The sequence below is a fragment of the Dictyoglomus turgidum DSM 6724 genome (assembly GCF_000021645.1).
Classification (GTDB): domain Bacteria; phylum Dictyoglomota; class Dictyoglomia; order Dictyoglomales; family Dictyoglomaceae; genus Dictyoglomus; species Dictyoglomus turgidum.
In genome coordinates this window covers 121,315-134,487 of the sequence record NC_011661.1, presented here as the reverse complement: position 1 = coordinate 134,487, position 13,173 = coordinate 121,315, and the positions used below count along the sequence as shown (strand labels likewise).

The following is a 13,173-nucleotide window of genomic DNA, read 5'->3' as shown; positions in this document are numbered from 1 at the left end:
TTTAAAATGGGAAAATATAGATGTGTGGTATGCGGATATGTTTATGATCCTGAAGAGGGGGATCCCGAAGGAAATATTCCACCCGGCACTTCCTTTGAAGAACTCCCTGAGGACTGGGTATGTCCTGTCTGTGGAGCAGACAAGAGCATGTTTAAACCAGTTTAGGCTATGTACTTAATCGTTGGAAATGGAATATCAGGAATAAATACTGCGGAAGTAATTAGAGAAAGGGACAAAGAAGGCAGAATAGTTGTAATAAGTAGAGAGAGATATCCATACTATTCAAGGCCACAGCTCATAGAATTTCTTGCAGGAAATATAACTATAGATCAACTTCCCTTTTACCCAGAAGAATGGTATAAAGAGCAGAATATTGAGATTCATTATGATGAGAATGCTATAAAGGTTGATACCCAAAGAAAGATATTAATAACGGACAAGAATGAATATTCTTTTGATAAACTTATTTTAGCCACAGGAGCGATTCCCTTTAAACCAAATATTGAAAATATTAACGCTGAGGGGGTATTTACTTTAAGAAATATAGATGACGCCCTTAGTATTCTGTCCTATATAAAAGAAAAGGAGAGAGTAATTCTTCTTGGTTGTGGGCTTTTAGGGTTAGAGACAGGAAGGGCTCTTTCTCAAAGGGGATTAAAAATTATAGGTTTGGAATTTTTCCCAAGGCTTCTTCCAAGACAACTTGATGAGGAAGGTGCTAAGATTCTTCAAAATATTATTGAGAAAAAATTTTCCTTTGAGTTTTATTTAGGAGTAAAGGCTCAAAAAATAATTGGAAGTAAGAGGTTTGAGGGGATAGAACTTGAAGATGGAAGGAAAATTATGGGAGATATGCTCATAGTTTCAGCAGGCATAATCCCTCATATAGAGGTTGCTAAAAATTCAGGAATAGAGACAAATAAAGGGATTATTGTAAATAATTTTATGGAAACTAATATTGAGAATATTTATGCTGTGGGAGATTGTGCAGAGCATAACGGCAGAATTTATGGCATTATTCCTGCATGTATGGAACAATCGGAAGTGGTAGGGAGAAATGTAACATCTGAAAAGGTGGAGTATAAAGGTACATTGCCTTTTAATTCTCTCAAAGTTACTGGGGTAGATCTAACTTCTATAGGTGAAATAGAGCCTAAGGATAACTGTGAGGTTTTTGTTAAAAAGGATGAAGAGAGAGGTTTTTACAGAAAATTAATATTTAGAGATAACATGATTTTAGGGGCGATTCTGCTTGGGAACAAAAGGAGTTATGTTAACAAAATTTTGAGCTTGATGAAGAAAAAAGAGGAGGTCTTAAATAAAGAAGAATTACTAAATGAGGATTAAAGAAATTTTTTTATTATTCTTTCTATTATTGCTCTCAAATCTTTTTTCCTATGATTTTCAGAGTCTTTATAAACAAGTTAAAAGTATAAGTGACGAAGTTTTTTACATACATTCCTTTGATGGAACCAAATTAGCCTATAGGATAGCTGAACCTAAGGAGACAAAATACGTATTGATTTTCATCCATGGTATTTCTTTATATGGAAGATACTATTATCCCTTTTTAAAGGAGTTATCAGATTACGGGATTAAGGTATATTTCCTTGATCTTAGAGGACATGGAAATTCTGAGGGAAGAAGGGGAGATTCGCCAGAGGAAAAAACCTTCGTTAAAGATTTATTGCTTTTTTATAATTTTGTTAAGGAAGAAAATAAGGATATACCTGTTTATTTGGCTGGGCATAGCATGGGAGCAGGTCTCATATTAAAGTTGGTTTATCATGAAAACTTAAAACCTCAAGGTTTGATTTTAATTTCTGGAGGATTACCAGTGGAGAAGATCCATCAAAACAATGATTTATTAAGGATTAAACCTATATCTAAATTGTTTTCTTTCATAGCATATATATTCCCTCATTTTAGAATAATTGGATGGGATTTGCCCGAAGAGATAGATGACTCCCTTATTGTTAATAATTATTCTTATATGTTTTTTAGGTCTGCTTTTCCTTCAAATATAAAGGAAATTTGGGAAAAGTTAGATCTTCCTATTCTCTCTATTGTAGGCAATAAAGATGAATTTTATCCTTCAGAAGAGGTTTTAAAAGTTTATGAAGTCTATAAAAGAACTAAAAGAAAATTTATCCTTTTGAAAGATAGCAATCATATTGACGTCATAATAAAAAGTCCCTTATATATAAAAGAATGGATTTTAGGAGGTTAATTTATGGAGGATTATGAAAGAATATTAGAAGATTATTCTAACGCCCTTGTTAAAGTGGTAGAAAAGGTAAGTCCAGCAGTAGTGAATTTAGATCTTTCTCAAAGTACTTTTATTCCCTTTTTCTTCGGTCCTCAAGAGATCAAAGGTTTTGCTTCTGGATTTCTATTTACCCCTGATGGATATATATTAACCAATAGCCATGTTACTCATCAGGCATCTAAAATTCAAATTACCCTTGCAGATAGACGAACTTATCAGGCAGAACTTGTAGGTGAAGATCCTCAAACAGATCTTGCGGTAATAAAGATCCATGAGAATAATCTTCCTTATTTAGAGCTGGGAGATTCTGAAAAATTAAAGGTCGGACAAATAGTTCTTGCTATAGGAAATCCTCTTGGTTTTGGCCATAGTGTGACTAGTGGAGTAATAAGTGCTTTGGGAAGATCTTTGAGAAGTTTTAGTGGACATCTTATGGAGAATATTATTCAAACTGATGCTGCACTAAATCCTGGAAGTTCAGGAGGACCTTTGGTGGATATACATGGGAGAGCAATAGGAGTTAATACTGCTATAATACAAGGTGCTCAAGGTATATGTTTTGCTATTCCTATAAATACTGCAAAGTGGGTAGCAGGTCTTCTTATTAAAGAAGGGAGAGTAAGAAGAAGCTATCTTGGGATTATTGGTCAGAGTGTAGTATTACCAAAGAGATTAAGGGAGAATCTATCCTTATCTCAAGAAGGTGGAGTATACATTTTGAGAGTTGCTCCAGGAAGTCCTGCTCAAAGAGGAGGAATAAATAGTGGTGATATAATAATACAAGCAGAGAATGAGATTATAAATAATATTGATGATCTACATAGATTTTTGAGCCATACACCTCCAGGAAGTAGAGTTGCAGTTAGGGTTATAAGAGATAATAATATAAAGGAAATTTCTATAGTCTTGGGGAGTGAATAGATTATAAGGGAAAAGTATTTAACAGTAGAGAAGGAAGAGATTTTTGAAATAAAAATTGAAAGGTCTTTATTTATAGGAATAGTTTCTCCTATTAATAATAGACATCCCTCTGACATATTAAAGGAAGTTAAAGAAAGATACAAAAATGCAACTCATTATTGCTATGCTTATAGAAAGGCAACAGGGGAAGAATATTTTACTGACGGGGGAGAGCCTACAGGTACTGCAGGAATTCCTATTCTAAATGCTCTGAGAGAGCGAGATTTATATGATATTATAGGAATTGTGATAAGATATTTTGGAGGAATAAAACTTGGAATAAGAGGACTAATTGATGCTTATCATTATACTATGGAAAAAACTTTAGAAAAGGCTAAAATTACAGAAAAAATTATAACTAGTGATTATGTTGTTAGGCTTTCTTACAAAGATTTTAACGCCTTTAAAAGTGAAATTTTAAGACATTTTAAATGCGAAGTGAAAGAAAAATTTGAAGATAATGTGATTATGGAAATAAAGGTTCCTATTTTTTTGAAAGATGATTTTGAAAAATTCCTTTTCAAAAGGGGGGTAGAAATTGAAAAACTCTGAAGGTAGCATAATTTGGGGAGAAGAATCTTTTTTATATTCTTTCCCTGAGCCCCATCCAATGAACCGAAGGAGACTTGAAAGCTTTGACTCAGAATTTAAAAAGTTTTCAAATTTGAGCAATGTGGAATCTCCTGAGATGGCTTCTTATGATGAAATTACTCTGTTTCATACCAAAAGTTATACGGATCTTGTTAAGGAGAAGTCAAAGACTGGAGAAGGGTATTTGGATTATGGGGATACGCCTGCTTTTTTGGGGTGTTATGAGGCTGCCTCTTATGTGGTTGGCTCTACCTTGAAAGGTATAAGGTTAATAGTGGAGGGAAAATATAAAAGGGTTTTTGTGCCTATGGCAGGCCTTCATCATGCAAGAAGAAATTCTGCTTCTGGATTCTGCATATTTAATGATATTGGGGTTGCCATTGAATATTTAAGGAAAAATTATGGAATAAAAAATATTCTCTATGTGGATATAGACGCTCATCATGGTGATGGAGTTTTTTACGAATATGTAGATGATCCCCACTTATTCATAGCTGATGTGCATGAGGATGGAAGATTTCTTTATCCTGGAACAGGAAGAAGGGACGAAAGGGGAGAAAAACAAGCTTATGGGACAAAGCTTAATATTCCTCTTCTTCCAGGTTCAGGTGATGATGAACTTTTACTTGCTTTTGAGGAAGTAAAGAATTTTGCGTGGGAGGTAAAGATTGAATTTATCATACTTCAGGCAGGAGTAGATGGTATTTCTGGAGATCCTATAACTCATTTGAATTATAGCATAGAGGGTTATGGTAAATTTGTAGAGGGAATGGTTGATGTGGCAAATCAAACATGTGGTGGTAAGATTCTTATTCTTGGGGGTGGTGGATATAATCCTGAAAATACTAAAAATGGCTGGATGAGGGTTTTGAGGGTTATTTATGGAGAGTTTTAAAATTTTTCCTGTCTTAGAGACATCTCGTCTTGTTTTGAGAAAGCTTTCTTTAGAAGATGCTCAAGATATATTTGATTATGCAAAGGATTTAGAAGTAAATAAGTATGAAAAAGAGGGATATAGAGATTGGGAAATAGAGTATAAAGAGAACAAGAAGATAATTGGAACTTGTGGTTTTGTATGGTGGGATAGGAAAAATTACAAAGCAGAGATAGGTTATGTTTTGTCGAGGAAGTACTGGAATCAAGGTTTAATGACGGAAGCAGTAAGATAGGATTCAAGCAAAGTGTAAAGTAGAAAATATTGCATTGGAAAGGGTTATGCAAAAGGTAGGAATGAAATTTGAAGGAGTTTTGAGGGAAGAGGTGTTTGTTAAAGGAAGCTTTTGGGATATGAAGCTTTACTCCATATTAAGAGAAGAGTTCTATCAGTCTTTAAAAAAGGAGGATGAAGGATGCTTTATGAAAGGATAACAAAGGATTATATGTCTGCGATGAAGAACAAGGATAGTTTTAGAGCGGAGGTTCTAAGTACTTTAAGATCAGCCATAAAGTACCGAGAAATAGAGTTGAGAGAAAAAGGAAAAGAGCTTGATGATCAAGAGGTTTTGGATGTAATAAAAAAAGAAATAAAAAAGAGAAAAGAGGCTATAGAAATGTATAAACAGGGTAGAAGGGAAGATTTAGCAGAAAAGGAAGAAAAGGAGCTTGCTATTTTACAGGAATATGTACCTCAGGGTTTATCAGAAGAAGAACTCAAAGAAAGAATAAAAAGTATTATTGAAAGAGTTGGGGCGAGAACCATGAAGGATATGGGGAAGGTTATGAAAGAGGCTATGGCAGAACTAAGAGGATTTGCTGAAGGAGAAGAAATAAGAAGGGTTGTGGAGGAATTATTAAAAGGTGAATGAGATACAATTTACATGTGGTATTAATAGAACCACAGATACCGTATAATACAGGAAATATAGGAAGACTTTGTGTAGCAACAAATTCCAAATTACATCTTGTGGGAAAGATTGGTTTTTCTCTTAATGATAAATACTTGAAAAGAGCTGGACTTGATTATTGGAGTTTTTTGGATTATGAAGTATATAAGAACTTTGAAGAATTTGTAGAGAGGAACAAAAATGGAAGATTTATCTTTGTAGAGTCTCCGGCTTTTAAGTTATATACGGAGGTTTCTTATCAGGAGGGTGATTATTTAATTTTTGGATCTGAAGATTACGGAATTCCGTCAGAGATAATTGAAAAATATTGGGAAAATTCTGTTACTATTCCCATGTTTGGTCCTGTGAGATCTTTGAATTTATCAAGTTCAGTTGCAGTAGTAGTTTATGAGGCATTAAGACAAATTAAAAAATTTTAAAGTGAGGTTTAAAATGAAGAGAAAAAAGCCCAAAAATATATGGGAGATATTTAATTTTACTTTTGCTCTTGGTACTGGGCTTCTTGGATCTCTTCTTGTGGGTATCTTCATAGGTTATTACCTTGATAAACTTTTTAATACTTCTCCTGTGTTTCTTTTAGCTTTTACAGTCCTTGGAATATGGGTGGGATTCCGTGATATATTCAGATTTCTACGGTAAATACTTAGATATTGCCTTTTACGGAGTATTAATAGGACTTATTTTCTTTTTCATATATTCTCCTATTTCTTCCTTGATTTTTGGATTATCTGGGAGTATAATCTCTTTTTGTTGGTTGGCAAGAGATTTGAAAAAATATGGCTTAAGTGGGTATAATAGGAGTATAATAAAAAGGTATGGAGTTTTAATATTGTTGTTTTTGTTGAGTGTTAAAGCAGGATTTATAGGCGTCATACTCTTTTTAATAGGATATGTTGTAGGACAATGGTATATGATATGGAAGGTGTGGAGGAGTAAAGATGGAACGAGGGCCTGAAATAGGACCACGGGTTGTAGGCCAAATATTTGGAATTCCTATAACAAACACTCTTATCTCTTTACAGATAGTATCTCTCTTTGTTATTCTTCTTGCTTTTTGGCTAAGCTATAAACCCAAGGAAACCATTACTACAAGGCAAAATATTGCAGAAACTTTGGTTGAGATGTTTAAAAGATATCTTTCTGGTTTTCTGGAAGAGCATATAGCGGAGAAATATTTCTCTTTCTTTGCAACTTTGTTTTTGTTTATTCTTATCTCAAACTGGTCAGGCTTTATTCCTGGTTTTACCTCTCCAACCTCTGATATTAATGTAACTGCAGGGCTTGCTATTGGTACTATCCTCTATATTCAGTATGTGGCTTTTAAAGAGAGAGGAGTAGAATATCTTAAGAGTTTTGTTTCTCCCTCGGTCTTATTTCTACCTATAAATATCTTGGAGCAAATTACTCGTCCTGTTTCTTTGGCATTAAGGCTTTTTGGCAATATTTCTGGTGAACATATTGTACTTGGCATTATTTCTTTACTTGCTCCTCTTATCGTTCCTGTCCCTATAATGGCTCTTAATATGTTTATGGGATTTATACAGGCTTTTATTTTTACAAGTCTTAGCGCTGCATATCTTGCAGCAGCATTAGAGGAATAGAAGGAGGTAAAAGTATGCTTGCATGGGTAATTATAGCTTCTATTATTACTGCGGGATTTTCAGTAGCTCTTGTGGGTATGAATGCCACTAAAGCTCAGGGAAATGCAGCGGCAAGTGCCTTTGAAAGTGTGGCTCGTCAACCTGAAGCAGGAGACCAAATAAATAGAATGCTTCTTTTTGCCCTTGCTTTTATAGAAACCATAATGATTTTTACCTTAACTGTTGCTTTAATTCTTCTCTTTGCAAATCCACTTCTTGGAAAACTCTCTTAAGAAATGATAAAGAAGGCGAAAGGATATGTTTTCGTTCAATTTGTTGACAATTTTTTCTTCCATAGTTAATCTTCTCGCTCTTGCTTGGATAATAAAGAGATACTTTCTTGGTGCTATTATCCGAATAATGAATGAGAGAAGGGAAAAGATTGAATTAGCAATGAAGGAGGCAGAAAAAAAGCTTCAAGAGGCTGAGGAATTGAGGAAACAAAGAGAATCTCAACTTGCTCAAGCAAGAGATGAGGCTGCAAAAATTGTTAATGAGGCAATTGTAACAGCTGAGAAGATGAAGAGAGATATTACAGCAAAAGCTGAAGAAGAGGCTGAAAAGATTATAGTTAAAGCTCACGAGATATCCATGGCTGAAAGGAAAAGAGTTTTAGAAACTGCTAAAAAGGAGGTATTGTCTCTTTCAAGACTAATAATAAAGGAATTTTTCAGGAGATTTCTTCCTGTTGAGGCTGAAGAACTCCTTATTAATCAATTTGTAGATTCTTTGAATTTACTGATTGTAAATGTAAAGGGTGATAATATTGAAGAAATTAGGTTTGTTTCTCCTGATAATGTGAGTGGTCAAATAAAAAAGAAGATAGAAGATAAATTAAGATCTCTTCTTCCTGGGAGTTGGAAACTTAACTTTGAATTAGACCCAAGCATTGGATTAGGATTTAAACTATTTATAGGTGAGTTTTTGATTGATAATTCCCTTGATTATCACCTCTCACAGATATATGACTCCATAAGAGAGGTGGAAAATATATGAAAGAAGAAGTACTTGGTCTGCCCATAGATAAGATTGAGAAAAAAATAAAAGAATATGATTTCTCTCCTCGAATATCTAATATTGGTTATGTAAAGCATGTGGGAGATGGAGTTGCTGAGGTTTCTCTTTTAAACTCTGCCTTTATAGGAGAGATGGTAGTTTTTGAGTCAGGTATTCAGGGAATGGTGCTTTCTTTAAAAGAAGATTCGGTAGGAGTAATACTTTTTGGAAAGGACGAATATGTGAAGGAAGGAGATGTGGTTTATTCAACGAGTAAAATTTTACAAGTTCCTACAGGGAATGGTTTCCTTGGAAGAGTAATAGATCCCCTTGGAAATCCTATTGATGGTGGAGGATTAATATTTCCTGAGGCTTATGTGCCTATAGATAATGAGGCTCCAAGTATTTTTGATAGAGAACCTGTGAAGGAGCCATTGTATACAGGCATAAGAACTATTGATGCCTTAATTCCAATTGGTCATGGTCAAAGGGAACTCATTCTTGGAGATAGACAAACAGGCAAAACTACTATTGCTCTTGATACCATAATCTCTCAAAAGAATTATGGTACTATCTGTATTTATGTGGCAATAGCTCAAAAGAGAACAAACATTGCGAGGATTGTTCAAACTTTAAGAGAGTATGGTGCTTTATCTAATACTATTGTTATTGCAACTTTCCCTGATGAACCACCTGCATTAAGGTATATTGCTCCTATGGCGGGTTGTGCTATGGGAGAGTATTTTATGAGACAAGGGGAGAGAGTACTAATTGTCTACGATGATTTAACTAAACATGCCAATACTTATAGAGAGGTGGCACTTCTTTTAAGAAGGGTACCAGGAAGGGAGGCTTATCCTGGAGATATATTTTATCTTCATGCCCATCTTTTAGAAAGAGCGGCAAAGTTAAATAAAAGGCTTGGAGGGGGAGCTTTAACAGCTCTTCCTATAGCAGAGACTCTTTCAGGTGAAATCTCTACCTATATTCCTACAAACTTAATTTCCATAACCGATGGACAAATATATTTAGATACTAATCTCTTTAATGCAGGTATAAGACCTGCTATAAACGTAGGACTTTCAGTATCAAGGGTCGGTGGTTCAGCTCAGCCTAAGGGAATGAGACAGGTTGCAGGAAGATTAAGACTTGATCTTGCTCAATATAGGGAATATGCTATGTTCCTTGAGTTTGGGACAGAGCTTGATATGGCAACAAAAAAGAAGATTGAGAGAGGAAGAAGAGTAGAGGAGCTTTTAAAACAAGGAGCCCATGAAGTACAACCTATTGAAGAGCAAATTATTTCTTTTTACCTTGCTAATGGAGGATTTCTTGATAACTATCCTGTGGAAAAGGTTAAAGATGTGGTTATTAAGTATATTGCATATTTAAAACTAAAATACTCTTCGGTACTAACCTTCTTAAGAGAAGAGTTACAACTTTCTGATCAGATAATTTATCAGCTTCATAATATATTTCAGGAGTTTGAAAAAGAAGTATATGCCAACTCTACAGGGTCTTAGGCGTAAAGTAAAGACAATTCAAAACATAAGCCATATAATTCACTCTATGGAAACCCTGAGTATGGTAAAAATCAGGGCTTTACAAGATAAATCCTTGAGATTAAAACCATATACCGAGGAATTAAACAATATATTGATGGAACTTATAACGAGACTACCTAATGAGTATTTGAATCACCCTCTTATTAGGGAAAGATCAGTGTATAAAACTGGAATTTTAGTTTTTACCTCTGATCTTGGCTTTTGTGGAAGCTATAATTTACAGATAATTGAAAGTTTAAAAAAGTTTATTGAAGGGAAAAGGGCTCAAAATTTAGTTTTTTATTCTATTGGTTTTTATGCTCAAAGGTATCTATCTTCAAACAATTTTAACATTAGAAAAAAATACATTAAATTTCTCGAGGATACATCCTTTTCTCAAGCTAAAATTCTTTCTAAAGACCTTCTTGATGATTTCCTTAACTATGTAATAGACGAACTCTATGTAATATATTTTGAGTTTATAAATATAGTTAAACAAGAAGTAAGAATTAAGAAAATACTTCCCATGATACCTGTTGAGGTAAAGGAGAGAAAAGAAGAATATTTCCTTTTTCTCCCGTCTCTCTCCTCTATATTAGATCCTCTTTTAATGGATATTTTTGAAACTCAAATTCATCAAATAATGCTTGACTCTGCTGCAAGTGAGCAAGCTTTCAGAAGATTTGCAATGAAAAGAGCTTATGATAATGCTCAAAAATTACATTCTAAATTGATTTTTCAGCTTAACCAATTGAGACAAACTCAGATCACAAAGGAACTTTTAGATATTACCTCCAGTATTGAGGCTATGAAAGAAGAGGTGAAATAAATTGGAAGGGGAAATAATAGCGGTTAATGGTCCTGTGATTGATATATATTTTCCTGATGACGTCCCAAATGTTTATGAGGCATTAGAATTAGAAAATCCTGTAAAAAATGAAAAATTGGTTCTTGAAACAAGAATACTTCTTGGAGATCATAGGGTAAGAGCTATAGCCCTTGGTTCCACTGATGGGATAAGTAGAGGATTGAAAGTAAAGAGAACTTTTCATCCTATAAGTGTTCCTGTAAGTGAAGAAGTACTTGGAAGAGTGGTGAATGTCTTTGGGGAGCCTATAGATGGGGGAGACAAAATAAAGGGTGAAATGACTCCTATTATAAAAAATGCTGTAGAATTTAGAAGAGTAGAGCCTTCTTACTCTATTTTAGAGACAGGTATAAAAGCTATTGATCTTCTTACGCCATTTCCTCAAGGAGGTAAGATAGGACTTTTTGGAGGGGCAGGTGTAGGGAAAACAGTACTCATTATGGAGCTAATTCATAATGTGGCTGTGGCTCACGGAGGTATATCGGTCTTTGCAGGAATTGGAGAAAGATCCCGTGAGGGGAATGAACTTTGGTTAGAAATGAAAGAATCAGGAGTGCTTTCAAAGGCTGTCCTTGTGTTTGGACAGATGAATGAGCCTCCTGGAGTAAGAATGAGGGTTCCTCTTACTGCTTTAACCATTGCAGAATATTTTAGAGATTATCTTGGGAAGGATGTTCTCCTTTTAATGGATAACATATTTAGGTATGTCCAAGCTGGTATGGAAGTTTCCTCTATGCTTGGAAGAATTCCATCTGCGGTAGGGTATCAGCCAACTCTTATCACTGAACTTGGTGAAGTGGAAGAAAGAATTCTTTCTACCGATACTGGTTCTATTACGGCGGTACAAGCGGTATATGTTCCTGCAGATGACCTTACGGATCCTGCTCCTGCTACTATATTTTCGCACCTTGATTCAACCCTTGTTTTGTCGAGAAGCATAGCAGAAATGGGTATTTATCCTGCGGTAGATCCTCTTGCTTCTTCTTCTCAAATTCTTGAACCAAAATTTGTTGGCTATGAGCATGCAGAGGTGGCAAGAAAAGTGGTGGAGATTTTGCAACACTATGAAAGTTTGAAGGATATAATATCTATTTTAGGTGTTGAAGAATTATCTGAGGAGGATAGAGTTATTGTAAATAGGGCGAGAAAAATACAACTCTTTCTCTCTCAGCCCTTGTTTGTGGCTGCTGCATATACTAATATACCTGGGGTTTATGTCCCAAGGGAAAAGACTATTGAGGGTTTTAAGGCGATAATAGAGGGTGAAGTGGATGATCTTCCTGAAGATGCGTTTTATATGGTAGGAACTCTTGAAGATGTCAAGAAAAAAGCTCAAGAACACGGGGCTTTAATGTATTAATTATGAAAAAAGAATCTACTTCTAAGAGACTATATCTTGAAGTAAATACTCCAATGAAATCTGTCTTTAGAGGATTTGTGGATGCAGTAAGTATCCCTTTAGAAGATGGCATGATAGGAATTTTACCTGGTCATGTCAATACTTTGGCAAGGGTTATGCCAGGAATTATTAAAGCCAGAAGTGGAGATAAAGAGATTATCTTAGTGGTTTCTGAAGGTTTTATGGAGATTACAAAGGATAAAATATATATTGTTGCTGAGGATGGAGAATTAGGGGAAAGACTGAATGAGGATGTTCTTAAAAAGGAAGAGATTGAACTTAAAAATAAATTAAATCAGGCTCAAAATTATAAAGAAAGAGAAGAGCTTCATAAAGCTCTTCTCTTAAATTCTTTAAAGCAAAAGGCTGTTAAACTTTACACTACATATTCCACAAAGTAACTGAAGTGGTAGATACTGCTGTAGCTCCCGCTTTTAAAATCTCTCTTGCTTCCTCAGGGGTTCTTATTAATCCTCCAGCTATAAGAGGGTAAGGAATTTGGGTTCTTAGTTCTTCTCCTAAATGGATAAATATAATTCCAGGAAGAATCTCTACCATGTCAGGTTCAGCTGATTGCATAATTTTTACTCCTGTAGCAAGGGCCGAAGAGTCAAGTACAAAGAATCTCTGAATGGCTATCAAGTCTTCTGCTTTTGCCTGTTGTATTAAGTTGGCTCTTGTGGTAATTACTCCATCAATCCCTACCACATCCCCTAAATATCTAAGGGCATATTTGTCTTGTGCTAAACCTTCTAAGAGGTCTAAGTGTATAAATACTAGTTTTCCATGAGATTTAATCTCTTGGACCACATTTGGTAATGTTAACACGTTGGTTTTAAGAAGAAAAAGAACCTTTGCTTTACTTTGCAATGCTTGTGAAAGTCTCTCTTCTTCTCTGACTGCTGCTATAATGGGGTTACCTTTAAGGACATCAAGAAACTCTTCTTTTGAAAGTCTCTTCTTTTCCATTTTATCCCCTCTCTGAAAGAGATTTTAAAACCTTATATATTCTTGTTTTTCATTATATCAAAAAGAAAAAGACTATGTCAAAGGAAAATATGA

At 34.8% G+C, this 13,173-nt stretch carries 18 protein-coding genes and 1 pseudogene; 18 read left to right on the top strand and 1 reads right to left on the bottom strand.

All coding sequences use genetic code 11. The features are described 5' to 3' along the window. Positions 1-6 precede the first annotated feature (6 nt). From rd to atpC, 18 genes and pseudogenes are all read left to right on the top strand, one after another. Positions 7-165, top strand: coding sequence for a rubredoxin (rd, locus tag DTUR_RS00725; protein WP_012582562.1), 159 nt, complete (start codon positions 7-9; stop codon positions 163-165). A 3-nt stretch (positions 166-168) separates the two neighbouring features. Then, the gene (locus tag DTUR_RS00720) at positions 169-1,347 is read left to right on the top strand and encodes an NAD(P)/FAD-dependent oxidoreductase (protein WP_012582561.1); all 1,179 of its coding nucleotides are present in this window, start codon (positions 169-171) and stop codon (positions 1,345-1,347) included. Then, positions 1,337-2,230 carry an alpha/beta hydrolase gene (locus DTUR_RS00715; RefSeq protein WP_012582560.1) on the top strand — a complete coding sequence of 298 codons (894 nt, stop codon included), beginning with the start codon at positions 1,337-1,339 and terminating at the stop codon, positions 2,228-2,230. Before DTUR_RS00720 ends, DTUR_RS00715 begins: the two co-directional genes overlap by 11 nt. Positions 2,231-2,233: 3 nt before the next feature. Continuing rightward, a complete protein-coding gene (locus DTUR_RS00710; protein WP_012582559.1) occupies positions 2,234-3,190 on the top strand; it encodes a S1C family serine protease in 957 nt (318 codons plus the stop codon). Then, positions 3,191-3,781: an IMPACT family protein gene (locus tag DTUR_RS00705; RefSeq protein ID WP_012582558.1), complete on the top strand. Its 591-nt coding sequence runs from the start codon at positions 3,191-3,193 to the stop codon at positions 3,779-3,781. After that, positions 3,768-4,715: an acetoin utilization protein AcuC gene (locus tag DTUR_RS00700; RefSeq protein WP_012582557.1), complete on the top strand. Its 948-nt coding sequence runs from the start codon at positions 3,768-3,770 to the stop codon at positions 4,713-4,715. The genes DTUR_RS00705 and DTUR_RS00700 overlap by 14 nt, the downstream gene beginning before the upstream one ends. After that, positions 4,702-5,188 (top strand): annotated as a pseudogene (locus DTUR_RS09595) (GNAT family N-acetyltransferase). Before DTUR_RS00700 ends, DTUR_RS09595 begins: the two are co-directional and overlap by 14 nt. Next, complete coding sequence (locus DTUR_RS00690) at positions 5,170-5,625, top strand: GatB/YqeY domain-containing protein (RefSeq protein ID WP_012582556.1); 456 nt, start codon at positions 5,170-5,172, stop codon at positions 5,623-5,625. The pseudogene DTUR_RS09595 and the gene DTUR_RS00690 overlap by 19 nt, the downstream one beginning before the upstream one ends. Beyond that, entirely contained in the window at positions 5,622-6,083 is a 462-nt protein-coding gene (locus DTUR_RS00685) for a tRNA (cytidine(34)-2'-O)-methyltransferase (RefSeq protein ID WP_012582555.1), read from the top strand. Before DTUR_RS00690 ends, DTUR_RS00685 begins: the two co-directional genes overlap by 4 nt. A gap of 13 nt (positions 6,084-6,096) precedes the next feature. Continuing rightward, positions 6,097-6,303: an AtpZ/AtpI family protein gene (locus tag DTUR_RS00680; RefSeq protein WP_012582554.1), complete on the top strand. Its 207-nt coding sequence runs from the start codon at positions 6,097-6,099 to the stop codon at positions 6,301-6,303. Beyond that, on the top strand, positions 6,278-6,619 hold the full coding sequence (locus DTUR_RS00675; RefSeq protein WP_012582553.1) for a hypothetical protein: 342 nt from the start codon (positions 6,278-6,280) through the stop codon (positions 6,617-6,619). The genes DTUR_RS00680 and DTUR_RS00675 overlap by 26 nt, the downstream gene beginning before the upstream one ends. After that, positions 6,603-7,265: a F0F1 ATP synthase subunit A gene (atpB, locus tag DTUR_RS00670; protein WP_012582552.1), complete on the top strand. Its 663-nt coding sequence runs from the start codon at positions 6,603-6,605 to the stop codon at positions 7,263-7,265. Before DTUR_RS00675 ends, atpB begins: the two co-directional genes overlap by 17 nt. A 14-nt stretch (positions 7,266-7,279) precedes the next feature. Continuing rightward, positions 7,280-7,537 (top strand): ATP synthase subunit C, encoded by a 258-nt coding sequence (locus DTUR_RS00665; RefSeq protein ID WP_012582551.1) that lies wholly within the window; start codon positions 7,280-7,282, stop codon positions 7,535-7,537. 25 nt (positions 7,538-7,562) lie between these two features. Further along, positions 7,563-8,300, top strand: coding sequence for a F0F1 ATP synthase subunit B (gene atpF, locus DTUR_RS00660; protein WP_012582550.1), 738 nt, complete (start codon positions 7,563-7,565; stop codon positions 8,298-8,300). Continuing rightward, positions 8,297-9,823: a F0F1 ATP synthase subunit alpha gene (gene atpA / locus DTUR_RS00655; RefSeq protein ID WP_012582549.1), complete on the top strand. Its 1,527-nt coding sequence runs from the start codon at positions 8,297-8,299 to the stop codon at positions 9,821-9,823. The genes atpF and atpA overlap by 4 nt, the downstream gene beginning before the upstream one ends. Next, positions 9,801-10,673 carry an ATP synthase F1 subunit gamma gene (atpG, locus tag DTUR_RS00650; protein WP_012582548.1) on the top strand — a complete coding sequence of 291 codons (873 nt, stop codon included), beginning with the start codon at positions 9,801-9,803 and terminating at the stop codon, positions 10,671-10,673. Before atpA ends, atpG begins: the two co-directional genes overlap by 23 nt. Before the next feature lies 1 nt (position 10,674). After that, the gene (gene atpD / locus DTUR_RS00645) at positions 10,675-12,072 is read left to right on the top strand and encodes a F0F1 ATP synthase subunit beta (RefSeq protein ID WP_012582547.1); all 1,398 of its coding nucleotides are present in this window, start codon (positions 10,675-10,677) and stop codon (positions 12,070-12,072) included. A 2-nt stretch (positions 12,073-12,074) separates the two neighbouring features. Further along, a complete protein-coding gene (gene atpC, locus DTUR_RS00640; RefSeq protein WP_012582546.1) occupies positions 12,075-12,512 on the top strand; it encodes an ATP synthase F1 subunit epsilon in 438 nt (145 codons plus the stop codon). On the opposite strand, the gene DTUR_RS00635 is transcribed toward atpC, so the two are convergent. After that, positions 12,493-13,080 carry a glycerol-3-phosphate responsive antiterminator gene (locus DTUR_RS00635; protein ID WP_012582545.1) on the bottom strand — a complete coding sequence of 196 codons (588 nt, stop codon included), beginning with the start codon at positions 13,078-13,080 and terminating at the stop codon, positions 12,493-12,495. The genes atpC and DTUR_RS00635 overlap by 20 nt on opposite strands. Positions 13,081-13,173 lie beyond the last annotated feature (93 nt).